The sequence below is a fragment of the Streptacidiphilus sp. MAP12-33 genome, from assembly GCF_041261265.1.
In the GTDB taxonomy this organism is placed as follows: domain Bacteria; phylum Actinomycetota; class Actinomycetes; order Streptomycetales; family Streptomycetaceae; genus Streptacidiphilus.
Map to the genome: position 1 here is coordinate 137,153 of NZ_JBGCCA010000010.1, position 23,245 is coordinate 160,397.

25 protein-coding genes and 1 tRNA gene are annotated in these 23,245 nt (G+C 72.4%); 14 read left to right on the forward strand and 12 right to left on the reverse strand.

Going from position 1 to position 23,245, the window contains the following annotated elements; translation table 11 throughout:
- Window positions 1-42: 42 nt before the first annotated feature.
- The 3 genes from ABH931_RS12715 to ABH931_RS12725 form a co-directional block, all read right to left on the reverse strand.
- Window positions 43-1,890: a hypothetical protein gene (locus ABH931_RS12715; protein ID WP_370112502.1), complete on the reverse strand. Its 1,848-nt coding sequence runs from the start codon at window positions 1,888-1,890 to the stop codon at window positions 43-45.
- 131 nt (window positions 1,891-2,021) lie between these two features.
- Complete coding sequence (locus ABH931_RS12720; protein ID WP_370112503.1) at window positions 2,022-2,240, reverse strand: hypothetical protein; 219 nt, start codon at window positions 2,238-2,240, stop codon at window positions 2,022-2,024.
- A 52-nt stretch (window positions 2,241-2,292) separates the two neighbouring features.
- The gene (locus tag ABH931_RS12725; protein WP_370112504.1) at window positions 2,293-2,511 is read right to left on the reverse strand and encodes a hypothetical protein; all 219 of its coding nucleotides are present in this window, start codon (window positions 2,509-2,511) and stop codon (window positions 2,293-2,295) included.
- Window positions 2,512-2,774: 263 nt separating this feature from the next.
- On the opposite strand from ABH931_RS12725, the gene ABH931_RS12730 reads away from it, so the two are divergent.
- The 3 genes from ABH931_RS12730 (at window position 2,775) to ABH931_RS12740 (ending at window position 4,087) form a co-directional block, all read left to right on the forward strand.
- Window positions 2,775-3,191 carry a helix-turn-helix domain-containing protein gene (locus ABH931_RS12730; protein WP_370112505.1) on the forward strand — a complete coding sequence of 139 codons (417 nt, stop codon included), beginning with the start codon at window positions 2,775-2,777 and terminating at the stop codon, window positions 3,189-3,191.
- Between the two features lie 185 nt (window positions 3,192-3,376).
- A complete protein-coding gene (locus tag ABH931_RS12735; protein ID WP_370112506.1) occupies window positions 3,377-3,637 on the forward strand; it encodes a hypothetical protein in 261 nt (86 codons plus the stop codon).
- A 108-nt stretch (window positions 3,638-3,745) separates the two neighbouring features.
- Entirely contained in the window at window positions 3,746-4,087 is a 342-nt protein-coding gene (locus tag ABH931_RS12740; protein WP_370112507.1) for a hypothetical protein, read from the forward strand.
- Between the two features lie 60 nt (window positions 4,088-4,147).
- Here the strand turns inward: ABH931_RS12740 and ABH931_RS12745 are convergent.
- Window positions 4,148-4,230 (reverse strand) — tRNA-Leu (locus ABH931_RS12745).
- A gap of 224 nt (window positions 4,231-4,454) precedes the next feature.
- Here ABH931_RS12745 and ABH931_RS12750 point away from each other — a divergent pair.
- Window positions 4,455-4,976 (forward strand): ATP-binding protein, encoded by a 522-nt coding sequence (locus ABH931_RS12750; protein ID WP_370112508.1) that lies wholly within the window; start codon window positions 4,455-4,457, stop codon window positions 4,974-4,976.
- Between the two features lie 59 nt (window positions 4,977-5,035).
- On the opposite strand, the gene ABH931_RS12755 is transcribed toward ABH931_RS12750, so the two are convergent.
- The gene (locus ABH931_RS12755) at window positions 5,036-6,157 is read right to left on the reverse strand and encodes an MBL fold metallo-hydrolase (protein ID WP_370112509.1); all 1,122 of its coding nucleotides are present in this window, start codon (window positions 6,155-6,157) and stop codon (window positions 5,036-5,038) included.
- Window positions 6,158-6,378: 221 nt separating this feature from the next.
- Here ABH931_RS12755 and ABH931_RS12760 point away from each other — a divergent pair, with 221 nt between their 5' ends.
- From ABH931_RS12760 to ABH931_RS12770, 3 genes are all read left to right on the forward strand, one after another.
- Window positions 6,379-8,757 (forward strand): pyruvate dehydrogenase, encoded by a 2,379-nt coding sequence (locus tag ABH931_RS12760; protein WP_370112510.1) that lies wholly within the window; start codon window positions 6,379-6,381, stop codon window positions 8,755-8,757.
- A 98-nt stretch (window positions 8,758-8,855) separates the two neighbouring features.
- On the forward strand, window positions 8,856-9,446 hold the full coding sequence (locus tag ABH931_RS12765; RefSeq protein WP_370112511.1) for a Uma2 family endonuclease: 591 nt from the start codon (window positions 8,856-8,858) through the stop codon (window positions 9,444-9,446).
- Between the two features lie 27 nt (window positions 9,447-9,473).
- Window positions 9,474-11,111 carry an ABC-F family ATP-binding cassette domain-containing protein gene (locus ABH931_RS12770; RefSeq protein WP_370112512.1) on the forward strand — a complete coding sequence of 546 codons (1,638 nt, stop codon included), beginning with the start codon at window positions 9,474-9,476 and terminating at the stop codon, window positions 11,109-11,111.
- Between the two features lie 21 nt (window positions 11,112-11,132).
- On the opposite strand, the gene ABH931_RS12775 is transcribed toward ABH931_RS12770, so the two are convergent.
- A complete protein-coding gene (locus ABH931_RS12775; RefSeq protein ID WP_370112514.1) occupies window positions 11,133-11,705 on the reverse strand; it encodes a winged helix-turn-helix domain-containing protein in 573 nt (190 codons plus the stop codon).
- Window positions 11,706-11,978: 273 nt separating this feature from the next.
- On the opposite strand from ABH931_RS12775, the gene ABH931_RS12780 reads away from it, so the two are divergent.
- Window positions 11,979-13,658, forward strand: coding sequence for an MFS transporter (locus ABH931_RS12780; protein ID WP_370112516.1), 1,680 nt, complete (start codon window positions 11,979-11,981; stop codon window positions 13,656-13,658).
- A 229-nt stretch (window positions 13,659-13,887) separates the two neighbouring features.
- On the opposite strand, the gene ABH931_RS12785 is transcribed toward ABH931_RS12780, so the two are convergent.
- Window positions 13,888-14,166 carry an isoamylase early set domain-containing protein gene (locus tag ABH931_RS12785; RefSeq protein WP_370112518.1) on the reverse strand — a complete coding sequence of 93 codons (279 nt, stop codon included), beginning with the start codon at window positions 14,164-14,166 and terminating at the stop codon, window positions 13,888-13,890.
- A 200-nt stretch (window positions 14,167-14,366) separates the two neighbouring features.
- Between ABH931_RS12785 and ABH931_RS12790 the strand changes: the two genes are divergently transcribed.
- Complete coding sequence (locus tag ABH931_RS12790; protein ID WP_370112520.1) at window positions 14,367-15,155, forward strand: thioesterase family protein; 789 nt, start codon at window positions 14,367-14,369, stop codon at window positions 15,153-15,155.
- Here ABH931_RS12790 and ABH931_RS12795 read toward each other — a convergent pair.
- Both ABH931_RS12795 and ABH931_RS12800 read right to left on the reverse strand, forming a co-directional pair.
- A complete protein-coding gene (locus tag ABH931_RS12795; protein ID WP_370112522.1) occupies window positions 15,139-15,798 on the reverse strand; it encodes a hypothetical protein in 660 nt (219 codons plus the stop codon). The genes ABH931_RS12790 and ABH931_RS12795 overlap by 17 nt on opposite strands.
- Before the next feature lie 243 nt (window positions 15,799-16,041).
- A complete protein-coding gene (locus ABH931_RS12800) occupies window positions 16,042-16,233 on the reverse strand; it encodes a hypothetical protein (RefSeq protein WP_370112524.1) in 192 nt (63 codons plus the stop codon).
- 139 nt (window positions 16,234-16,372) lie between these two features.
- Here ABH931_RS12800 and ABH931_RS12805 point away from each other — a divergent pair, with 139 nt between their 5' ends.
- Window positions 16,373-17,179 carry an exodeoxyribonuclease III gene (locus ABH931_RS12805; protein WP_370112608.1) on the forward strand — a complete coding sequence of 269 codons (807 nt, stop codon included), beginning with the start codon at window positions 16,373-16,375 and terminating at the stop codon, window positions 17,177-17,179.
- Window positions 17,180-17,186: 7 nt separating this feature from the next.
- Here the strand turns inward: ABH931_RS12805 and ABH931_RS12810 are convergent, their stop codons facing one another.
- Window positions 17,187-18,017, reverse strand: coding sequence for a trans-aconitate 2-methyltransferase (locus tag ABH931_RS12810; protein ID WP_370112526.1), 831 nt, complete (start codon window positions 18,015-18,017; stop codon window positions 17,187-17,189).
- An 88-nt stretch (window positions 18,018-18,105) separates the two neighbouring features.
- Between ABH931_RS12810 and ABH931_RS12815 the strand changes: the two genes are divergently transcribed.
- The 3 genes from ABH931_RS12815 (at window position 18,106) to ABH931_RS12825 (ending at window position 21,102) form a co-directional block, all read left to right on the forward strand.
- The gene (locus ABH931_RS12815) at window positions 18,106-18,741 is read left to right on the forward strand and encodes a TetR/AcrR family transcriptional regulator (RefSeq protein ID WP_370112528.1); all 636 of its coding nucleotides are present in this window, start codon (window positions 18,106-18,108) and stop codon (window positions 18,739-18,741) included.
- 123 nt (window positions 18,742-18,864) lie between these two features.
- Window positions 18,865-20,055, forward strand: a complete 1,191-nt coding sequence (locus ABH931_RS12820) for a hypothetical protein (RefSeq protein ID WP_370112530.1) — start codon at window positions 18,865-18,867, stop codon at window positions 20,053-20,055.
- 63 nt (window positions 20,056-20,118) lie between these two features.
- The gene (locus ABH931_RS12825) at window positions 20,119-21,102 is read left to right on the forward strand and encodes a threonine/serine dehydratase (protein WP_370112532.1); all 984 of its coding nucleotides are present in this window, start codon (window positions 20,119-20,121) and stop codon (window positions 21,100-21,102) included.
- Between the two features lie 143 nt (window positions 21,103-21,245).
- On the opposite strand, the gene ABH931_RS12830 is transcribed toward ABH931_RS12825, so the two are convergent.
- Together ABH931_RS12830 and ABH931_RS12835 are read right to left on the reverse strand one after the other, a co-directional pair.
- Window positions 21,246-21,938 (reverse strand): DUF998 domain-containing protein, encoded by a 693-nt coding sequence (locus ABH931_RS12830; protein ID WP_370112534.1) that lies wholly within the window; start codon window positions 21,936-21,938, stop codon window positions 21,246-21,248.
- Between the two features lie 115 nt (window positions 21,939-22,053).
- The gene (locus ABH931_RS12835; protein WP_370112536.1) at window positions 22,054-22,506 is read right to left on the reverse strand and encodes a DUF2804 family protein; all 453 of its coding nucleotides are present in this window, start codon (window positions 22,504-22,506) and stop codon (window positions 22,054-22,056) included.
- A 108-nt stretch (window positions 22,507-22,614) separates the two neighbouring features.
- Here ABH931_RS12835 and ABH931_RS12840 point away from each other — a divergent pair, with 108 nt between their 5' ends.
- Window positions 22,615-23,046 carry an SsgA family sporulation/cell division regulator gene (locus ABH931_RS12840; protein ID WP_370112538.1) on the forward strand — a complete coding sequence of 144 codons (432 nt, stop codon included), beginning with the start codon at window positions 22,615-22,617 and terminating at the stop codon, window positions 23,044-23,046.
- Window positions 23,047-23,245: the final 199 nt, after the last annotated feature.

The window sequence follows — 23,245 nt, forward strand, 5'->3', positions numbered from 1 at the left end:
CGGGTTGGTGGATCTACCGGAGCGCCGGCCCTCTAGTGGGTGCTAGTGGGTGGCGCCCGTCGCGGCCGTCGTGGGCGGGGGAGTCGCCGTGGCGGACGTGGAGGGTGCCGCGGTGGACGGGGCGGCGGTGGCGGTCGTGGTGGGACCGGTGGTGGGCTGTGCGGTGGGGGTGGAACCGGTGGGCTTCGCGGTCGGGGTGGGCTTGGCCGTCGTGGGACGGGCGGTGGTCGGCGCGGACGTCGGGGTGGTGGACGGCTGCGCCGTCGGCGAGGCGGAGCCGCTGGGCAGCGGCAGTCCGCCGCCGCGGGCGTGCCCGGAGCTGGAGCCGGGGCTGGGCGTGGCTCCGCCGCCGGTGCCGCTCGGGTGGTGCCGGTGGGTGGGGGGCGCGCTCGGGACGACGGTCGGCACGCCGGGCTGCAGCACCGGGACGATCGGTGGCTGCGGCGGCAGCGGCTTGGGCGTCAGGCCGACGACCCACGCGCAGCACAGCCCGCCCGCCGCGACCAGGCCAACGGCGCACAGCCCGGCCCGAAGCCGGGGCCGCCCGGCGGTGGCGCGGCGGGCCGCGCGCAACAGGCGGCCGGCCAGCCGCACGGAGAGGTAGGCCATGCCGGCCAGCGGGCAGACCAGCATCAGGCAGCCGAGCAGGCCGACGGCGCCGGTGGCGAACTGCCCGTGCGTGAACGCGTCCGCGGTGCCGGAGAGTTGTTCGGTCAGCGAGCGGATGCCGGTGGCGAGTATCCGGGGCAGGTTCCACAGCGCGTAGCCGAGGTCGCCCAGCAACAGCGGCACCATGGTGCAGACCCAGGTGGTGACGATGACGCGGGCGGAGCGCTTGAGGTCGGTGACCTCGGGCGGGGTGGGACGGCCCGGGACCATGCTGAGCAGGATCGGACGGATCTTGCCGTAGAGGTCGGGGATGCCGGCCAGGTCGCCGAGGATGTAGTAGCCGTCGAGGCGGACGGCGGGCATCAGCTGTTCCAGCACCTCGAAGTGGCCGAGGTAGACGGCGCTGAGAAAGAACGGCTGCCCGGTGAGGAAGAAGCAGCCGGTCAGGGCGAGCATGAAGACGACGTTGAAGTAGACGCCGCCGAGGTCGGTGCGGATCCGGCCGGCCCGGCCGATCCGGTACACGTCGGTGACGTCGGTGTACATCGAGGGCCAGATCAGGAACAGGCCGCAGCCGATGCAGCCGGGTCTCGCGCCGCCGTAGCGGCAGGCGGAGGCGTGCCCGAACTCGTGGAAGACCAGCGAGCCGACGGTGAGGGCGAAGACCACCAGCAGCAGCACGGGCTGGTCCAGCACGTGCAGCACCGGCGTCATGGCGCCGTAGTAGCCGAACAGCCACACGTCCATCGCGACCGCTCCCAGCAGCACGGCCGCGACCACGGCGGGCCGGTGCAGCCAGGCCAGGGAACGGCCGATGCGGGCCACGCGGCGCTCGTTGAAGAGCACCCGGTGACCCTTGAGGGCGAGCAGCAGGTCCGAGCGGGGCGCGTCGACCTCGTCGTGCTCCTGGTCGTACGGGACGCTGACGCCCAGCGGGATGAGCTTGTTGTCGATCAGGTAGGCGACGTTCTCCTCGCTGACCTCGCGTCCGTACAGGCCGCTGACGCGGTGCGAGATCCGCTCGGTGTCGCGCTCCCCGTCGATCGCGCCGGCGACCAGGTGAAGCAGCCGGGACAACTGCACCACCTGACCGTCCCCACGGCGCGCGATGTACCGCGGCTCGGTGAAGCCCGAGCCCTGGTACTCGCCGTGCAGCCGCAGCCCGGCCGAGAGCCGGGGTACGGGGAACACCGGACCTGGCAGGCGCGGCGGCTGCACGGACGTGGCGAAGCCACCTGGACCGGGGACGACCGCGACCTCGGTCTCCACAGTGACTGTCATCTGGGTGTTTCCTCCCCCGTGGGCGCGGGCCGGCTCCTCCCCCGAGCCGACCCGCGCCGCGGTCGTGTGTGCTGCGGTGCGGTGCGGTGCGGACTACTGCGTGAACTGCTGGGTGGTGCGGTGCCGCTCGACTACTGCGAGATGACGATCGACTGGCTGGCCTCGGACTCCGCCGTGGCCGCGTGGGAGCCGACGTTCAGCGCGGTGGAGTGGTTGTGGGCGTTGACGGTGGCGACGTGCTTGGTCACGTTGACCGTCTTGGTGAAGTTGAACTTCAGCCGGCCCAGCGCCTCGCGGCCCGGGAGCAGCTCGGCGGACTCGGCGTCGAGCTCGTGCATGTCCATGCTCATGGTGATCTCCTTGGTTCTCGTCGTGCGGTGGGTGGTGGATGGTGAGCGGGGACTACTGGTGGATGCTGATCGACTGCGAGGCGTCGGACGCGGCGGTCGCGCCGTTCGAGGCGACGTTCGTCGCGGTCGACGTGTTGTGCGCGTTGACGTGGACGACGTGCTTGGTCACGTTGACCGTCTTGGTGAAGTTGAACTTCAGACGGCCCAGCGCCTCGCGGCCGGGCAGCAGCTCACCGGACTCGGCGTCGAGCTCGTGCATGTCCATGCTCATGGTTCCCCCTCAGGGTGCGGTGACGGGTGGCGTCCGATCGTCCAACTCGATCGGACGCCTTGTCCAACGAGATTGGACACTAGTCGCCCCGGAAGCGCCCTCGCAAGGGTTTCGATGGCAACGCTCTGTCACAGACTCGTAACAGAGAGAAATGTGCAGGTGGGCGGCCATGCAGGCGCTCAAAGAGGCGTGATCGCCCTAGAATCGGGGCCGCAGGACCGCCGGCCCGCCCGGTTCGGGCGGAGCACGAGGGAGGGAGCAGGGTGTCCAACGCGGCGTCCAACGCGTCCAGCGCGTCCAATGTGTCCAACGCGCTGCAGGCGCTCATGCGCGAGCGACTGGACCGGCAGGGCTGGTCCTACGGCGACGTGGCGCGCCGTGGCGAGATCCCCCGGTCCACGGTGCACCACCTGGCCACCACCGAGCGCCTGGTGCGGATGCCGCAGCCCGCCACCCTCGAGGGCCTGTCCCGCGGACTCGAGCTGCCCCTGGACACCATCCGCCGCGCGGCGGCCGAGGCGTGCGGCATCCACCTCTACGAGGCGGCCCCGGACCCCGAGGTGGACGTGCTGATCGCGAGCGTCCAGCAGCTCTCGCCGGAGAACCGGCGCCATGTCGCCGCCCTGGTCGAGTCCCTGCTCGAGCGGAGCCGTCACCCGGAGGGTGAAGGTTCGGACTGAGGTCGGATATTGACGACCGGCAGGCCGAAACGGTTCCGCCTACGTCCGGGTTCGACCGGAATGAGCGAATTCGGCGATTGCCAGGGGCGAGGCCCCGTCCGCCCGGCTAGGTTCATCGCCAACAGGGGCCTCCGAACCACCGGTGGCCTCCTGCCGCTCGATGGCAACAAGGCCAGGGGGGTCACGTGCTGGTCGTGCAAGGAAGCCCCACCACCGCGGTGGTCCGGGGCCGCACCGGGGAATCCGTGGTGCTGCTCTCCGGGGAACTACCCTCCGAACTGACCGAGGACGCCCTCGGCCGCGTCCTCGACATGGCCGCCGCCGTCCTCGACCACGAGGAGATACTGCTCTTCCGCCGCTGCCTCGACGCCCTGCGCCGGGGCGACATCAGCCGCAGCCGCCGCATCGAGATCGACGGTGCGGTCCTGACGGTCTGGCAGGACTGATCACCCCTCCGCCGCGACGCGGACGCGCACGGGGTCAACCGAACGGTTGACCCCGGCATCACGGCGGCACATCCACCTCGATGCCACCGCCTGACCCGAGAGGCCCGGGTGAAGCCCACGTCGACGCGCAACCGTCCGCACCGCGCCGCCGGGGTCCTCGTGTGCGCGGTGCTCGTCGGCCTGCTCACGTCCTGCTCCGCGGGCAACGGCCCGACGGACGAGCCGTCGACCGTGGCCTGCTCGCGACCGGATTCCCAGGACTCGCAGGCGACCGACTACCTGGGGCTGACCGAGTCTCAGGCCCCTGCACAGGCTGTCGGCCGGCAGAAGCTGCTCGACATCATCGGCCGGGACGGCACCTGCCAGGCGGCGATGGATCTCGACATCAGCACCAGACGCGTGCAGGTCCACCTCGACGACGGCAAGGTCACCTGGGCGAGAGCGGGTTGACCCGCTTGAGACGGAGTTGGCCCCCTGGTCGGGGACCAGGGGGCCAACTCGTTCATACTGTGCGCGAGGGGGGACTTGAACCCCCACGCCCCGAAGGGCACTAGCACCTCAAGCTAGCGCGTCTGCCATTCCGCCACCCGCGCTGGTGGCCTGCGCGGTGACCCGCGCTGACGTGCACAACAATACCAAGAAAACAGACTGCTCCCGACCACCCCGACCACCGATCGAAACCAGTCGCAGCCAATCAATTAGGGTGACAGAACGTGCTTCTTCGGTCACTTTGTGCGCTGACGCCGCCCGGTGGGCAGGACAAGGCTGTGATAGGACGACTTCTCTGCCCAGGAGCGCCGACCACTGCAACCCGAGGATGGCGGAACGAACCATGCATGTCCGCGGAGACCAGCCCTGCGAACCGCCGCGCGCGACCGGAACAGTCCAAGGAGGGCCGGATGTGACGCCTCCCGGTGTCGAGGGCGTGTGGCGCTTCGCCGCCCCCGCCGTCGACGTCACCGTCTCGCACGCGCGGCACGCCGTCCGGGACCTGCTGGTGGCCCAGGGGATCACCGGCCCCGGCTACCAGGAGCTGCTGGACGGGGTGCTGCTGATCGTCTCCGAGCTGGTGACCAACAGCGTGCGCCATGCCGCGCTGCTCTCCCCCGAGCTGGTGGTCGAGGTCGTGCTCTCCTCCGGCTGGGTCCGGCTCTCCGTGGAGGACAGCCACCCGTACCGGCCCAAGGCCCTCTCCGAGGACTTCAACCGGCTGGGGGGCCGGGGGCTGCTCCTGGTCAAGGCGATCACCGCCGAGGCGGGCGGCAGCTGCGACGTCGAACGCACCAACGGTGGCGGCAAGGTGGTCTGGGTCGAGCTGCCGCTCCAGCGCGGCCGCTGACCGCACGGTGCTGACCGCGCGGTGCGGATCGAGCTGCCGCGGCTCGCACGGCCGTCGGCTCAGACGACCGAGCGCCACCAGTGGTCGAGCTTGGGCGGGGAGGCGACCTCGAGCCGTTCCCCCGGACGCGGCACCGCCAGCCGCACCCCCGCCGCGTCGGCCGCCTCGCAGAGCCGCTCCACTGGCTCGGACCAGTCGTGGAGGCCGAGCACGAACGTGCACCAGTGGACCGGGACGAGCAGCTCGCCCCGCACGTCCAGATGCGTCCGCAGGCCCTCCTCCGGCGTCATGTGGATGTCGGGCCAGTGCTCGCTGTACGCGCCGATCTGCACCAGCGTCAGGTCGAACGGGCCGAACCGCTCCCCCGTCGCCCGGAAGCCGTCGAAGTAGCCCGAGTCGCCGCTGTAGAAGACCCGGCGCTCCTCGCCGAGGATGGCCCAGGAGCTCCACAGCGTGCCGTTGTTGCTGAAGCCGCGCCCGGAGAAGTGGTACGCCGCCGCGCACACCAGACGCAGCGCGCCGACCTCGACCGTCTCCTCCCAGTCCAGCTCGATGATCCGCGAACGCTCCACACCCCAGCGCTCCAGGTGCGCGCCGACGCCCAGCGGGACGACGAACGGCATGGTCTGCAGCCGGGACAGGGCCCGGACGGTGTGCATGTCGAGGTGGTCGTAGTGGTCGTGCGAGATCAGGACCGCGTCGATCTCCGGCAGCCGCTCCAGCTCGATCGGCGGGTTGTGCAGACGGCGCGGGCCGACGGACTGGGACGGCGAGCAGCGCTCGGACCAGACCGGGTCGAGCAGGATGCGGTGGCCCTCGATCTCGACCAGGGCGCTGGAGTGGCCGAACCAGGTGACGGCCAGGTCCTCGCTGGCCTGCTGCGCGACGTCGCGCACCAGCGGGATCGGGCGGGACGGTTTGCGCTGCTGCTTGCCGAAGAGCAGCTCGCGGGCGACGCCGCCACTGTCCGGACGGGAGAACTCGCCCGTGCGCTCCGGGCCGGGCGGGTTGTGGAAGGTGCCCTCCCGGTACTGCGGGGACGCCTTGAGGCGCTCGCCACGGCTGCCCGACGTCGGGTCGCCGCCGAAGGCGACCGGCACCTCGCGTGCCGCCCAGGCCACCGCTGCCGCGCCCGCCGCGCCGACCCCTGCGGCGATCCTGCCCGCCCGGTTGAGTCCCATGCCCCGACCCTCTCCTTGCTCCCTGTTCCGGCGGACCGGCGTAGCCGCCCCGCACTGCGGCAACGGTCCACCGGAAGCCGCTGTTCCCCGGCCGCCGCCCGATTTCGTGATCACCACTGTGACCTGCACCGCTACCCACCCGCCCGGGGAACGAACCGGAAACCGGTGGCGTGACCATCCCCACGCGTGACAGGCCGGGGCGCTTCGGGCACTCTGCTGCCATGGATCACCACCCTCATCCCCTCGACGGTGGTTCCACGGCCCCCGTGTCGGCGACCCCGACCACGGCGGACCTGGAGCTGCTCGACGAGATCCAGCAGCGTGTGCTCTGGCTCGCCACCCGCATCGTCGACTCCGCCAACCACGACCGCGCCACCGGCGACGGCGTGAAGGTCGGCGGGCACCAGGCGTCCAGCGCGAGCCTGGTCAGCACGATGACCGCACTCTGGTTCGCCCACCTGGACGGCGCCGACAAGGTCAGCGTGAAGCCGCACGCGTCGCCGGTCTTCCACGCCATCCAGTACCTGCTCGGCAACCTGGACCGCTCCTACCTGACCACCCTGCGCGCCCGTGGCGGCCTGCAGTCCTACCCGAGCCGCACCAAGGACCCGGACCCGGTCGACTTCTCCACCGGCTCCGTCGGCCTCGGCCCGGCCGCCCCGCTGTTCGCCGCCGCGACCCGCCGCTACGTCGACGCGCACTTCGGCGCGCGTCCGGCCTCGCGCTTCGTCGCGCTGATGGGCGACGCGGAGCTGGACGAGGGCAACATCTGGGAGGCGATCGCCGACGACGCGACGCAGGGCCTGGGCAAGGCCATGTGGATCGTCGACTTCAACCGGCAGTCGCTGGACCGGGTCGTGCCGGGGGTGCGGAGCGCGCAGTGGATGGCGCAGTTCGCCGCCGCGGGCTGGCACGTGGTGGAGGTCAAGTACGGGCGGCGTCTGCGCGCCGCGTTCGCGCGCCCGGGCGGGGAGGCCTTGCGCGCCTGGATCGACAACATGCCGAACGAGCACTACCAGTCGCTGTTCGGCCTGCCGGAGCAGGACGTGCGCAAGCAGTTCCTGGACGGTGCGCCGCAGGCGGTCGCCGACTTCTGCGCGGTGATCCCGGACGCGGAGCTGGCCTCGCTGGTGACCGACCTGGGCGGTCACGACCTGGGCTCGCTGCTGGAGGCCTTCGCGGAGTGCGACGCGGTGACCGACCGGCCGAGCGTCGTCTTCGCCTACACCGTCAAGGGCTGGGGCCTGCCGACGGCCGGCAACCCGCGCAACCACTCGGCGCTGCTGACGACCGCTCAGGTCGACGAGCTGCGCACCGCCCACGGGCTCACCCCCGCCACGGAGTGGGACGCGCTCGACCCGGCGACCCCGGCCGGCCGCCTGGCGGCCGAGCGGTCACGCTTGTTCACGCGCCCGGCCGCTCCGGCATTCCCCGCGCCCGCCGTCCCGGAGTCGAGCGGGGTGCGCACCGGCAAGCCGCTCTCCACGCAGGAGGCCTTCGGCCGGGTGCTGGCGGAGCTGTCGCGGCAGCCGGAGCTCGCGCCGCTGCTGGTGACGACCGCGCCGGACGTCGCCACCTCCACCAACCTGGCGGGCTTCATCAACCGCACCGGTGTCTTCGCGCCGGTCGAGCGCCGCGCCTGGAACAGCGACCCGGTGCTGCGCTGGGCGGAGGGCCCGACCGGGCAGCACATCGAGCTGGGCATCAGCGAGATGAACCTGTTCCTGCTGCTGGGCCAGCTGGGCCTGTCCTGGGACCTGTCCGGCCAGCCGCTGGTGCCGGTCGGCACGGTCTACGACCCGTTCGTGCTGCGCGGCCTGGACGCGTTCATCTACGCGGTCTACTCGGGCTCGCGCTTCATCGTCGCGGGCACGCCGTCCGGTGTGACGCTGGCCCCCGAGGGCGGCGCGCACCAGTCGACGATCACGCCGTCGGTGGGCCTGGAGCTGCCGAACAGCGTCACCCTGGAGCCGGCCTACGCGGGCGCGCTGGACTGGCTGCTGTGCGACGCGGTCGGCCAGGTGGCGCGCGGGGAGGGCGGCGCGCACTACTTCCGCCTCACCACGCGTCCGCTGGAGCAGTCCCCGTTCGACGCGGCGAAGGCCCGCCTGGGCGAGAAGGTGCTGCGCCGGCAGGTGCTGGCGGGTGCCTACCGGCTGGTGGACGCTCCGGTGTCCGGCGACGCCCCGGTGGTCCGGCTGGCGGCCTCGGGCGCGGTCCTGCCGGAGGTCCTCGCGGCGGCCGCCGAGCTCGCGGAGGAGGGCATCGCGGCCCACGTCATCGACGTGACCTCACAGGACCTGCTCTACGCCGAGTGGCAGCGGACCCTGCGCTCCGGCTACCGCACAGCCCGCACCCCGGACTCCCCCGGCGCCCTGCGCGCGGCCTTCGGCTCCGGCCGCGCGCCGCTGGTCACCGTCCACGACGCGGCCTCCCACTCGATGGCCTGGCTCGGCGGGGCGCTGGGCGTCCCGACGGTGCCGCTGGGCGTCGACGCCTTCGGCCAGTCGGGCACGGTCGGCGACCTGTACGAGATCAACAGCCTCGACTCGGGCTCGATCGTCAACGCGGCACTGGCGGCGCTCAGCCTCGCGGAGTAGTTCCTGTTCCGGGGGTGGACGATGGTCCGCCCCCGGTCACGGGGAGGCGCTAGCCTGCGAGTGACACACGTCACGCCCTGATGCCACATGGAGGAGAGATGAGCGCACTGCCCGTTGACGACTCCCCCCTGGACGACGTCTGGGCGGCACTCGCGCACGTCGAGCACGACCCTGCCCTGGCGGGATTCCGTGCCGAACTCCTCGATGGGGTGATCTTCTTGTCCCCTCCCCCCGTTCCGGACCACGAGCGCATCATCACGCGCCTCGCCACTGAGGTCGTGCGCCATGATGCGAAGGGTGAGTTCACCTTCTGGGCCGGCGGGAGTGGTCTGCTCACCGAGTCCGGCAGCGGCGTGCGACCCGATCTGATCATCACCGACACGGACGCGTTCAGCGGCGCCAGGAGCGAGTACAACCCCGTGGCCGGGGAGCCGATCCACCTCGTGGTGGAGGTGACCTCCACGAGCACCCGTGACCAGGACTACCGCCGTAAGCGTCAGATCTACGCCGAGGCGGGCATCCCGTACTACCTGATCGTCGACCGCCAGCAGCGGATCTGCCTGCTCCACCGGCTTCCCGATGACGGTACCCGGGCCTATGACGAGCCCGTCGCACGCGTTCCCTTCGGCCAGCCGTTGTCGCTACCGGCCCCGCTCTCGTTCGACGTCGACACCGCGCAGTTCGGCTGACCGACGCCCGGTAGGCTTACGGGCCTGATGACTGCCACTCTCGTCGCCAAAGATCTTGCCGCCGGACACGGTGAGCGCGTGCTGTTCTCCGGACTGGACCTGGTCGTCGCCCCCGGCGACGTGGTCGGGTTGGTGGGGGTGAACGGCGCGGGGAAGTCCTCGCTGCTGAAGCTCCTCGCCGGGGTCGACACCCCGGAGGGCGGGAGCATCGCGCTCAGCCCGCCCACCGCCACCGTCGGCTACCTGCCGCAGGAGCCGGACCGCAGGCCCGGTGAGACGGTCGGGCAGTTCCTGGCCCGCCGGACCGGGGTCGCCGACGCGCAGGTCGCGCTGGACGAGGCGACGCAGGGGCTCGTCGACGGGACGCCGGGCGCCGACGACGCGTACGCGGTCGCCCTGGACCGGTGGCTGGACCTGGGCGGCGCGGATCTGGAGGAACGCGCCGAGGCCGTCGCCGACGAGCTGGGTCTCGCCGTCGGCCTCGACCAGGAGATGGCGTCCCTCTCCGGCGGCCAGGCCGCCCGCGCCGGGCTCGCCTCCCTCCTCCTCTCCCGCTACGACGTGTTCCTGCTCGACGAGCCCACCAACGACCTGGATCTGGACGGCCTGGAGCGCCTGGAGTCGTTCGTCCAGAGCCTGCGCGCCGGCACCGTCGTGATCAGCCACGACCGCGAGTTCCTCACCCGCACCGTCACCTCGGTGCTGGAGCTGGACCTGCACCAGCAGCAGGTCAACCACTACGGCGGCGGCTACGCCTCCTACCTGGAGGAGCGCGACCGCGCCCGCCGGCACGCGCGCGACGAGTACGAGGAGTACTCCGACACGGTCTCCGGGCTGGAGGCGCGGGCGCGGATGCAGCGCTCCTGGATGGAGAAGGGCGTCAAGAACGCCCGGCGAAAGAACAACGACAACGACAAGCAGGGCCGGGCCTTCCGCAGCGAGTCCACCGAGAAGCAGGCCGCCAAGGCCCGCCAGACGCAGCGCATGATCGAGCGGCTGGACGTGGTCGAGGAGCCGCGCAAGGAGTGGGAGCTGCGGATGGAGATCGCCGCGGCGCCGCGCGCGGGCGCGGTCGTGGCGACGGCCCGTGGGGCGCGCGTCAAGCGCGGCGCCTTCGCCTTCGGCCCGGTGGACCTCCAGGTGGACTGGGGTGACCGGATCGCGGTCACCGGCCCGAACGGTGCGGGCAAGTCCACGCTGCTGGCGGCCCTGCTGGGCCGGCTCCCCCTGGACGAGGGCCACGCCGCGCTCGGCCCGGGCGTCGTGGTGGGCGAGGTGGACCAGGCCCGTGGGCTCTTCCTCGGTGACCTGCCGCTCGTGGAGGCCTTCAGTGCGGCGGTGCCCGAGCTCTCCCCCGGCGACGTGCGCACCCTGCTGGCCAAGTTCGGCCTCAAGGTGACCCACGTGCTGCGACCGGCGGCGACGCTCTCCCCGGGCGAGCGCACCCGCGCGGCCCTCGCGCTGCTGCAGGGCCGGGGCGTGAACCTGCTGGTGCTGGACGAGCCGACGAACCATCTGGACCTGGCCGCCATCGAGCAGTTGGAGTCCGCGCTCGCCTCGTACAACGGCACGCTGCTGCTGGTCACCCACGACCGGCGGATGCTGGACGCGGTGGAGACCAACCGCCGCATCCATGTGGCGGACGGGCGGATCAGCGAGAGCTGACCCGCCCGACGCGGGCGGCTGCTAGCGGGCGGAGGCCGGGCCCGGCACGTACTTGTAGCCGACCCGACGGACCGTCACGATCCGTGCGCGGTAAGCCTCGCCGAGCTTGCGGCGGAGTCGGGCCACGTGCACGTCGACGGTGCGGCCGTCGCCGATGTGACCGTAGCCCCAGACCGCCTCGACGAGCCGTTCGCGGGTGTGCACGCGGTGCGGGTAGGCGGTGAGGTGGGCGAGGAGCTCGAACTCCAGGTAGGTGAGTTCCAGCGGTGCGCCGTCGAGGTGGGCGATCCGCCGCTCCGGGTCGACCGCCAGGCCGTCCGGCTGCGAAGCGGGCGGAGCCACCGGAGCCGGGGCCGTGGTCGCGGTCGTGGCCGCGGTGGGTGCGGCGAGGCCCGCCAGCGCGGGGGCGACACCCTCCGGAACCAGGAGCAGGTAACCGACGAGCGGGGTGCCGTCGGCCGCGCCGAGCGGGAGCTCACCGACCAGGTGCGGCGGGAGCCGGTAGACACCGGGCTGGGCGGTCTCGTCGGGCCGGACCGCACGCAGGCGCGGGACGGTCGGCAGGGCGGCGGGGCTGAGAGTGGAAACAGACATGACAGGACTCGATTCGCGCAGGACGGACGGGTGGGCGTCTGCGCGCCAAGGGGCCTGAGAAGAGGAAAAAGACGTGGACTCAGGCCTGCGCGCCGGTCGAGCGGCGACAGGTCTGGTCGAAGTGGAACTGCTGGCGCGAGGGCCAGAACGGTTCGAGGACGATGTCCATGCGGACATTGAACCAGATCGTGGCCGCGAACGCTCTTCCCTTCTTTCTGACGGACTGTTAGATACAGCCGGAAGGAGCCGCCACCTGCACGGAGGAGCCGCCGCGTGTCATCCGCACCCGAGAACGTCGACTCAGCACCGAGACCCGAGCCCACCGGGGAACCCGAAGCCACCAACCGCCTCGACGGCGCCTCGCGCCTGCGCATCTTCGGGGTCATCCTCGTCGTCGTGCTCTTCGCCGAGATCGCCGCGCTGCAGTACACGATGGTCGCGTCCGCCGCGCGCCAGATCGCACCGAGCTTCCCGAGCGTGGGCGCCAACATCAGCTGGATGGTCATCATCTTCGGCCTGGTGGGCGGCGCCACCACACCGATCCTCGGCAAGCTCTCCGACCTGTGGGGCAAGCGCCGCACCATGCTGATGACGGGCGTGTCCTTCGCCCTCGGCACGCTCGTCTGCGCACTCACCCACACCTGGTGGGTCTTCCTGGTCGGCCGAGGGCTGGAGGCCGTCGCCATCTCGGCACCGACCGTCGCCTACGGCCTGTTCCGCGACATCCTGCCGCGCCGTTACATCCCCGCCGCCATCGGCGTCATCGCCACCGGCCTCGGCATGTCGGCGCTCGCCGCTCCGCTCATCGGCGGCGCGCTGATGGACGCCTACGGCTGGCGCTGGCTCTTCTGGTTCCTGCTCATCTTCGTCTGCGTCATGATGCCGCTGATGTGGATCGTGGTACCGGAGTCCTCGCTGCGCACCCGTCAGCGGCTGGACATCGGCGGCGCGCTGTTGCTGGGCGGCGGGGTGGGACTGGTCCTGGTCTACCTCTCCAACGGCAACAGCTGGGGCTGGGGGCGGCTGGACTCGCTCGCCTACCTGCTGGGCGGCCTCGCGGCGCTGGTCGCGTTCCTGCTCGTCGAACGCGTCGTCGCCGAGCCCATCATGGACCCGAAGCTGCTCTTCTCCCCGCGCGTGCTGGTCATCCTCGGCGCGGCCACGCTCGGCAGCATGGTCATCGGGATCCAGGGCTACAGCATCCCTTACATGCTGCAGACGCCGACCCAGTCGCAGTTGCACGCGCAGATCCTCGGCGTCGCGCTCTCGGGCAGCGGTGGTCAGACACTGCCACCGGCGATGGCCCCGTTGTTCCACACCATCTTCAACTCCACGCTCGCCTTCGGCCTCGGCGCGACGTTGCTGGCCTACGGCTACTACTCCGCCGTCTACTCGGGCGGCGTCGGCATGCTGTCCGGCGCGGCGTCGGGCGAGCTCGCCCGCAAGACCGGACCGCGGCTGCCCCTGGTCATCGCGATGGCGATGTTCACCCTCTCCACGGTGCTGTACGCCTACTTCCCGCACTCCAAGTGGCAGTACGGGCTCTTCGCGGCGGTCTTCGGGATCGGCTTCGGCGCGTTCTACGCGGCCTGCCCGAACCTGATGATCGAGGCGGTACCGGCCCGTCAGCAGGGCATCAGCGCGGGCATGCTGGGCGTCGTCAACAGCCTGGCGACCGCCGTCGGCACCGGCGTGCTGACGGCGTTCCTCTCCGGGCACCCGCTGAAGATGGAGGTCCAGATCCAGGGCCTGCCGGAATCCGCGACCGGCGGGGGCTTCCACCCCATCCCGCAGCTGTACGCGTTCTCCGGCTACCAGCAGGGCCTGCTGGTAGCCGCCGGATGCGGCGTGGTCGGGCTGATCGTGGCCCTGCTGATGCGGCACGGCCGCAGCCCCGCGACCGGCGGCGAGGCCACCGACCAGGGCGTACCCGCCCAGCGCACGGCGGTCTGACGGCCCCGGCTCACCGACCCGACCGGGAGGGGCGCTGAGGTGGTCGAGCAACTGCGCGACCGCGTCGGCGTCGTAGGCGTCGTAGGCCGGCCACGAGGAGTCCGTAAGAACACGAAGAGTCCGTAAGAAGGTGCGAGTCGCCGGGGTAGAGGAAAAACTCTGCCTCGGCCTCCTCCACGCAATTCCGGGTCGTCCGGACCGACCGACGACGCGGCGCCGGCCGTCCCCCTCACTCGACGCGGATCAGGCCGCCCTGGGGGTCGATCCGGTCGGCGCCAGCGTCGTCGAACCAGACGCCGCCCGACGCCAGGTAGCGGAATCGGTGCTCTCCGGGCGGGAAGGAGACGCTCACCGTGCGGGTGCCGTCCCGGCGCCGGACCAGCTCCGCCGCGCCCGGCTGCCAGCCGTTGAAGTCGCCCACCACGCTGACGATCCCCGCCGGCTCCGCCGCCGGCAGGCGGAACGTCACACGGGTTTTGCCGCCGAACAACCGCGTCCGCGAAAGCATCGCGACGCCTCCCTCCCGGTTCGCCGCACGAGACCTTCGGTCGCTCGTCCGTGCGTCGGGCACCAGCATGGCCGAACCGGCGTCCACGTGAAAGGCGGCCTGTGGCCTCCCGGACGCCCCGCCACCTGGTTACTCACCGGTCATCACCCCGGTCGTCACCGCACCTCCCGTTCCCGGGCGATTCTGGTTACCCTTCGGTAATGACCGCTGAAGCCTTCTACCTCCCGCTCGGCGAGAACCGCTACGCCGCCACCGCCGCGACCCGGGGGCCCTGGTCGCCCGACTCCCAGCACGCCGGTCCGCCCGCCGCGCTGCTGGGCCGCGCCGTCGAGCAGCGGCCCGGGGCGCGGGAGGGGTTCCGGGTGGTGCGGATGACGTTCGAGATCCTGCGTCCGGTGCCGCTGGGCGAGGTCACCGTCGCGGTCCGCGAGGCGGAGGCCGGGCGCAGTGTGGAGCGGGTGGAGGCCGAGCTCCGCGGAGCGGACGGCCGGGTGGCGATGCGGGCCGGTGCGCTGCGGATCCGTGTCGGGGAGCCGGGCACCGCGCCGAGCATCGAGCAGCCGGTGACCGTGCCGGGGCCGGAGGACTCCCCTGCCATGACCTTCCCCCTGCCGTGGGACGAGGGTTACCACACCTCGGTGGAGATGCGCTTCGCCCACGGCTCCGCCACCGAGCCCGGCCCCGCCTGCGCGTGGTTCCGGATGCGCCTGCCGCTCGTCGCGGACGAGGAGCCGTCCGGGTTGGTCCGGGTGCTGGTCGCGGCCGACTCCGGCAACGGCGTCTCCGGCGAGCTCGACATCCGCCGCCACGTCTACGTCAACCCCGACCTCACGGTGCACCTGCGCCGTCCCCCGGTCGGCGAGTGGGTCGGCCTGGACGCGCGCACCGCCGTCGACGAGGCGGGCATCGGCGTCGCGGACGCGCAACTGCTCGACGCCAAGGGCGTCATCGGGCGCTCGGCGCAAAGCCTGTTCATAGCCCCCCGCTGAGGCCCATGGTCTCTGCCCCGGCGGAATCGTCGACCAGCCGCCCGCGGGCGGTGTCGCCCTGCTGCGGGGTCCGGAAGCGTCTCGGCAGCATCATGGTCATGGCCGTCCGGTCCGGAGCGATGAGCAGCGGGAAGGTCGACCCTCTCAGCACCCTGCCGGGGAGATGTTTGCGGGCGGCGATGATGACGGTGCAGTGGACGGTGGCTCCGCCGGTGAGACGGCGGGGCACCTCCCACTGCACCTCCCGGTCCAGTTCGTTGGCGAGCATGCGCGAGAACGCGGCGAGTTCCGGGTCCTCCTGTTCGGTCCCCTTCAAGCGGTACAGCTGCCGCGCGAGGTCGAGGAGAAGACCGGGGCTGTCGTCGAAGGCCGCGGCGTCGGGGCTGTAGATCACGACGGCCGGGTGGTCCTGCCGCCCGGGAGCGAACAGCAGGCTGTTGGCCTGCACGAGCGCGCCCCAGACCAGGCGGCCCTCCGCCAGCAGCACGTCCTGGGCCTTGAGGATCTGTGCCAGCAGATCGTTGCGCCCCATCCAGAACGGCCTGAAGATGCGCAGATCGAGCTTCTCCCCCCAGGAGAAGCTGCGAGGCGCCGCTCCGAGTGAGGCTCTGCACTGGTCGATGACGCTTGCTGATCTTGTCACGGCGCAGAGCGTAGCCAGCCGAGGCGGCCAGGCGGCGAACGACGGGGAAAGCGTCAGGCTTCGGGGACGGCGGGCCGCAGGCCTGCAGGGTGACAGCCACGGCTCGGGGCCCCGGTGGCACCCGGCGTCGACGAGATCACGGCTCCCGGAGTGACGGTCAACCCCGCCGACAACAGCTACGGCGACTTCGAACCGCGGGCCGACCAGCGGCACCGCTGAGGGCCGGCGCAGCCGAGCCGGAGCTCAGCGATGACGCTTCGCCTGACGGCGCAGGCGGATCTCGGTACGCCCGGCCGCGGCCAGCTTCTCGTAGCCGGGAGGGGTGACGGTGTAGGCGCACTGCCCGCACACGTAGCCGCCCTCGGGCCCCAGCTGGACCGCGGCCCCGCACCACACACAGTTCGTACTGTCGTAGTCGTCGGGGCTCGTGGTCATGTCCGGAGCGTAGCGGGTACGTCCCGGGCCCGCGCGGGAGTCGTCGTAAGGTGTGACGGGCGCGTCGCCGCGCGAAGGGACGACGGCGGACGACGGCGCCCGCGAACCGACTCCGTGAGGAATGAGCTCCCAGGTGATCATCACCACCGTGAACGTCAACGGCCTGCGCGCCGCCTCGGGCAAGGGCTACGTCGAGTGGCTCGCGAACACCGAGGCGGACGTGGTCTGCCTGCAGGAGGTGCGCGCCGAGACGAAGCAGCTCGCGGCGGAGGTCGCGGAGCCGGCCGGGTGGCACGTGCTGTGGGCGCCGTCCACGACGGCGAAGGGCCGGGCGGGCGTGGCGGTGCTGTCGCGGGCGGAGCCGGAGCGGATGAAGATCGGCTTCGGCTCGGACGAGTTCGACGGCTCCGGCCGCTATGCCGAGATCGACCTGCCGGGCCTGACCGTCGCGAGCCTGTACCTCCCCTCCGGCGAGGTCGGCACGCCCCGCCAGGACGAGAAGGAACGGTTCATGGCGGAGTTCCTCGACCACCTGAAGCAGCTGCGCGAGCGCGCGGCCGGGCAGGGTCGCGAGGTCGTCGTCTGCGGCGACTGGAACATCGCGCACCAGGAGGCCGACCTGAAGAACTGGAAGGCCAACCAGAAGAACGCGGGCTTCCTGCCCGAGGAACGCGCCTGGCTCTCCCGGGTCTTCGACGAGCTCGGCTACGTCGACACCGTCCGCAGCCTGCACCCGGACGTGGCCGGGCCGTACTCGTGGTGGTCCTACCGGGGCCGCGCGTTCGACCAGGACAGCGGCTGGCGCATCGACTACCTGGTCACCACTCCGGGCCTGGCCGGGCGGGCGACCTCCGGTGTGGTCGAGCGGGCGAACTCGCACCCGGAGCGCTGGAGCGACCACGCGCCGGTCACCGTCACCTTCGAATGGAACCCGCCGGTCTCCTGACGCCGGATCAGCACCGGGACGCGCGCACCGCCGTGACCGCCACGGCGGTGTAGCGCATCGTGAAAGCGCCGCCCATCGCGTCCACGGCCTCCGCCACCCCCGCGAGGACCTGCTCCAGCCGGTCGGCCGGAAGGCGGGTGTGGCCGCCGGTGGTGGGGAGCTGGTCGAGCCAGTCGTCCCGGGTCCAGGTGCGCTCCCAGTCGAAGTGCCACTCCTCGGGCGCGCCGAAAGCGCCGCTCGCGCGGATGCCGTCGGCGGCACGGGTGGTGAGGGCCCCGTAGCGGGCCTCTCCCGTAGCGGACCACTGGCCCGCGGCCAACGAGCCGGGCAGCACCCGCCGGTAGACGGCGCCGAAGGCCTCGGCGAGCTCGGGCGAGGGCCGGTCGACGTTCCAGAAGGCGGCGAGGCGGCCACCCGGCCGCAGCGTCAGCGCCGCACGCTCCGCACCCGGAACGGGGTCGATCCAGTGCCAGGTCTGCCCGGAGACCACCGCGTCGAAGACGCGGCCCGCCGGATCCCAGTTCTCGAACCGCGCGACCTCGACGTCGAAACCGTCGCGCTCGCGGGCGAAGGCGGCCATCCGGGCGTCGGCCTCGACGCCCAGCACCGCGCAGCCGGCCGCACGGAACTGGCGGGCCACGATGCCGGTGCCGATGCCGACGTCGAGGACGGATCGCCCGGGGCTCGCGTCGAGGACGGCGGCGACGAGGGCGTCGGGGTAGCGCGGGCGCGCGCGGGCGTACCGCTCCGGATCGACGCCGAACGACTCGGCGATCTCCCGTGCCCGGTGCGGTGGCTGCGAGGGGGGAGCCGTCCCCTCCGAAGGTAGGATGGGCATGTGCCCACTATGGGTGGGCACATGCCCACTCGTCAACCAGTCACCGCCCCCGTCACCATCACCATCACCATCACCGAGGAGATCCGCCGTGCCAACAGGAGTGGCACTCCGCGATCCGCGCCGTCAGCTGTTCGAGGCCGCGGAGCGCGTCCTGCTGCGCGACGGCCCCAGCGCGCTGACCAGCCGCGCCGTCACCACCGAGGCCGACTGCGCGAAGGGCGTGCTGCACCGGCACTTCCCGGACTTCGACGCGTTCCTGGCCGCCCTGGTGCTGGACCGCGTCGCGCGGCTCGACACGACCTCGGCCGGTCTGCTCGCCGCGGTCGGACAGGGCACCGTCGTCGGCAACCTCACCGAGGCGCTCACCGAGATCCTCGGCCCCGTGGCCGTGGCGGTCGTCGGTCTGACCGTCTCCCGCGACGGCCTGCGCGCGCTGCTGCGGGAGACCCGACCGACCGGCGTCCCGCTGCTCAGCGACGCGACCGAGGTCCTCGCCTGCTACCTCGCCGCCGAGCGCGAGCTCGGCCGCCTCTCCCCCGCCGCCGACGTCGACGCCCTGGCTCCCACTCTCATCGGCGCCGGCCACCTCCTCCTCGCCGACCGCACCGGCACCGCGCCGGACGCCGAGGCGCTGCGACGGGTCGTCGCCGGCGTGGTGGGCGCGTCCCTGGCCTGCCCCCCAGGGAACAGGCCTGCCCCCGGGGAACACCCCGGATCGCTGTGAGCAACGCCACCACCGCTCGTGGGCACATTCGCCACTCCAACCCGTGGTGGCATGGCAGGTGCAGCTCATAGAGTGTGCGCAATCTCCGCACAGGGGGGCGGACCAGGCAGGCGGAGGCACAGCATGCACGCAGGACGACGGATCGGCACGCTCGCCGTACTGGCCCTCACCGCCCTGGCCGCCACCGGGTGCTCCAGTGCCCCGAAGCCGGTAGCCAAGGCCGCGCCCGCACCCCACGTGGGCGCCGCACAGACGTCCGCACTGGCGGTGGTCGACGACTACGAGCGCTCCGGCGCCGCGGTCAAGACCGGGCAGCCCAAGAAGGCGGACCCGGCCGGGCTCACGGCCTACCTCGCGAACGCCCAGGTCGCGGCGCGGCTCCAGGGCAGCGGCGGGATCGGCGCGCCGCTCGGCTGCGGCGCCGCGTCCGGGCACACCGTCGTCGACGGAGCGATCGTGGGCACCCCCGCGCCACACGGCGACGGGCTCGCCGTGCCGGTCAGCCTCTACACCGGCACCCGGTCCGCCGCGCGACTGACCCTGGACACCGACGCGACCGGGCGGATCACCGACTTCTCCTGCGGACCGGCCACCGACCCCGGCGTGCCCGGCAGCGCGACGGTCGTCGGCTACTACGGCGGCGCGACCGCCGCGTTCGGCACCTCAGGCTCGGACGCCGCGCTGGCCCGGCTGCGGCAGCAGTACCTCGCCCCCGCCTTCGCCTCCTTCACCCGCCCCGAGCTGGACGGTGACCAGACGACCTGCGCCGAGGACGGTTCCCTCCCGTACTGGCACGCCGTCTACGCGCCGGGCCGGACCGGCACCGGAGCGCAGTGGTACTTCTGGCCCGGCGGCGGGAGCGGTCAGGTCATCATGTCCGTGGCGGTGGACCGGACCGCGCCGCGGGTCGACTGGGTCTACTGCGTCGGCCAGCTGACGCCCCAACTGCCGCCGGCCCCGTACTCCGACGACCAGGTGCAGTCCTACGTCGGCGGTCTGCTCGACGCCTACGCCTACCTCCAGGAACTCAAGCCCTACGGCGCCGACACGTCCGCGATCGCCGGCTACTTCGCCTCACCCGCCGCCTACCGCACCGCCGTCGCGTCGACCGGCGCGCAACCGCTGGAGTGCGCGGCGAGGGCGGCGGCCAGCGTCGACTCCGACGCCGTCCAGGTCAACGGCACGACGGCGGTCGTCAAGCTGACGGCCAATCCCACCGCGCACGCGCTCACGCCCGGCGAGCACGCGCTCGGCCACCCCGTCGTCACCCTGGACCTGCGGACGATGAAGATCGCCTCCGTCACCTGCGCCTGACGGTGACGCCTGGTTGAATGACGATCAGCCGTTGCCTTCGAGCGCCGAGGAGCCGATCACCCGATGCCCACGCACCTGATCGGACCCGCCGACGTCGAGGCGGCCGCACGGCGGATCGAGGGCAGGGTGAGGCCGCTGCTGGTCACGCCCGCCGAGTCCGCCGAGTCCGTCATGCCACCGGCCGGTGGGGCGACGCGGCCCGGCTCGGTCCGGCTGAGCCTCGCGCTCGAGTTCCTGCAGCACACCGGCTCGTTCAAGGCACGCGGCGCGGCCAACCTCGCGGCCGTGCACCTCGCCGGGGGCGACATGCCGGAGGCCGGCGTCACCATCGCCTCCGGCGGCAACGCCGGTCTCGCCTGCGCCTGGGCCGCGCAGGCCACCGGGACGCGGGCGACGGTCTTCCTGCCCGCCACCGCGCCCGCGGTCAAGGTGGCCAAGCTGCGTGGGTACCACGCGGACGTCCGGCTCGTCGGCACGGAGTACGCCCACGCGTTGGAGGCCTCCGTCGAGTTCGCGCAGAAGACGGGCGCGCTCCTCTCCCACGCCTACGACAACCCCTACGTCGCCGCCGGCGCCGGCACCCTGGCCCTCGAACTGCTGGGCCACGCCCCGGACGTGGACACCGTCGTGGTCTCCGTCGGCGGCGGTGGGCTCTTCGCCGGGACGGCGGCGGCGCTGACCGCACGCGGCGTCCGGGTGGTCGCCGTCGAGCCGGAGCACTGCCGCGCGCTGAACGCGGCGCTGGAGGCGGGCGAGCCGGTGGACGTCGACGTGGACTCGGTCGCCGCCGACGCGCTCGGCGCGCGCCGCACCTCGCGCACCGCGTTCGAGCTGGCCCGCGGCCCCCTGGTGACGAGCGTCCTGGTGCCGGACCAGGAGATCACCGCCGCCCGCCGGGCCCTGTGGCAGGAACGGCGCATCGCCGTCGAGTCGGGCGCGGCCACGGCGCTGGCCGCGCTGCGCTGCGGCGCGTACGTCCCGGCCGAGGGCGAGCATGTCGCGGTGGTGCTGTGCGGGGCCAACACCGACCCGTCGGATCTGACCTGACGGCACGGAGCGCACCCAGCGCACAGTTCGCCGGCCGGCACCTCACCGGTGCCGGGCTGACGGTGCCGGGCGGGGCCTTTCCGGGCCGCCCGCGCCGGGCTATCCGTGCCGGGCCGCCCGCGCCGGGCGGTCCTGCCGGGCGGTCAGCGCCAGGCCGTGGCGACAGCCTCGCTGCCCGCTGCCCGGGCCAGGTCGGCGATCGCGTCGCTCTTGACGAACCACGCCGCGCCGAAGGCGAACACCGCGACGGACTCGCCCGCGAAGACCGGGGTCACCCCGCCCGCACCGGCGAAGTGGACGAGCCCGGTGACGATGATGCCGACGATGCAGGCCAGGATCACGACGCCACAGACCAGGTAGACGCGCTGCCGCAGAGGACCGTCCGGCTCGGCCGGGTCCCGGAAGAGCCGCAGGCAGAAGACGGCGAGCGCGGTGAAGACCAGGGCGGCGGAGAAGGTGTGGACGCCCCCCAGCACCTTCTGCGTCGTCGAGGCGACGGCCACGACAGACGCCGGCGGCTCCATCGGGCACATCGCCACCACCACGGCGAAGAACCCGGCCACCGAACTCCACAGGTCCTCACGGCGGTTGTGGCGGTAGCAGAGCAGGATCACGCCGATGGCGCACAGGCCGCCGACGAAGACGTTGCGCATGTGCGTGTAGTAGGAACCGCTGAGGGAGTCCAGCAGGCCCAGGTGCGCGGAGATGATGCTGTTGCCCACCGGGAGCACGATCGGCAACGCGAGACCGACGACTCCGACGCCGACCCGCAGCCGCTTGACGGTGGTGGCGTCCTGGTCCGTCGGAACCGCCCGAACCATCTGAACATTCGTCATGCGCGCTCCCCGGAACCGACTACCGCAGATGGCGTCACCTGGCGAAACGTGACACCGTCCTCCGGTGATACGCGCGGGGCGCGACCGGTGTCAACCGGCTGCACCGGGCCGACCTTCACAGGCGCGCCTTCATGCTCTCGCAGACCCCGTGCGCCTCCGCGATCTCGTGCGTGCGGCCGTCCGCGTCGCGCAGTCTGCAGCGGTAGCGGCCGAAGAGCTGGAAGTAGTCGATCGCGAGGACGCCCAGCTGGTGTTCGACAGCCTTGCGTCCCTCCGGCTCGAAGACCACGTCGAGGCGACCGTCGGCGGAGGCGATCCGCCAGGGGGCGCAGAGCGACGCCGACTCGGGCGTGAGGCGCAGGGCCTTCAGCCGGCGGGTGCGGCCCGTGTACGCGTCCAGCGGGTTGGCCTCGACGAGCCGGGCGGCGAAACGACCGAAGTGCCGGGCTCCGCCCTCGACGAGGCGGTGCGGAGCGGGTACGACGGGGGCCGTGTGGCGGGCATGGCCGGTAGCTTGCCCAGGGCCTGCCCGCAGGTCAACGGCGTGCGCGGAAGCCACATCGGACATTCGGGCGACATCCGCGAAGAAGTTCCCCGAAACGCCGTAAGAGCACGCGGCCGACCCACTCTCTCCTGCTGGGCCGCTGCGGCGGCGGCCCGGAAGGGACGGACGACCATGCGCATCACGCACGACCTGATCGCCTACCAGGTCCTCTCGGACCGGCGCAGCCGCGCGGTGGCGACCCGGCTCGAGTACGACGCGGACCACCCGCTCGAGCTGCGGATGGTCTTCCACACCGACCGCCGCGACCCGGTCACCTGGACCTTCCCCCGCTCCCTGCTCCTGGACGGCCTCGGCCGTCCCACCGCCTCCGCCGACATCCGCATCCAACCGGGCGGCCACGACCGCCGTCACCTCGTCTCCCTCCTCCTGACCGGCGAGGACGGCATCGCCTTGATCGAGGCCCCGGCCGCGGAGCTCGGCGCCTTCGCCCTCCACTCCCTCCGCCTCACCCCCCGCGACCCCAACCCACCGAGCCCGCCCCAGCCGATCTCGTGGCCGGGCAGGGACGCGCGGGCCGGCTCGTCAACGAGTTCCACACCGTAGCCGGTGGCGGCCGCGCGCGGCAGCCGGATCGAGGGACGCGAACGGCATCATCGGCCCGAACGGGACGGCCGCGCCAAGGCTGGGATGGGCCAACGGCCCGGACCGCCTCCTGAGCGTCCACCGCTGACCCAAGGGGTCCGAACGGCCGGTGGCCCCGCCGGGCTGTGACGGTCGTGCGGGCAGCAGAAGCCCCCCGTGC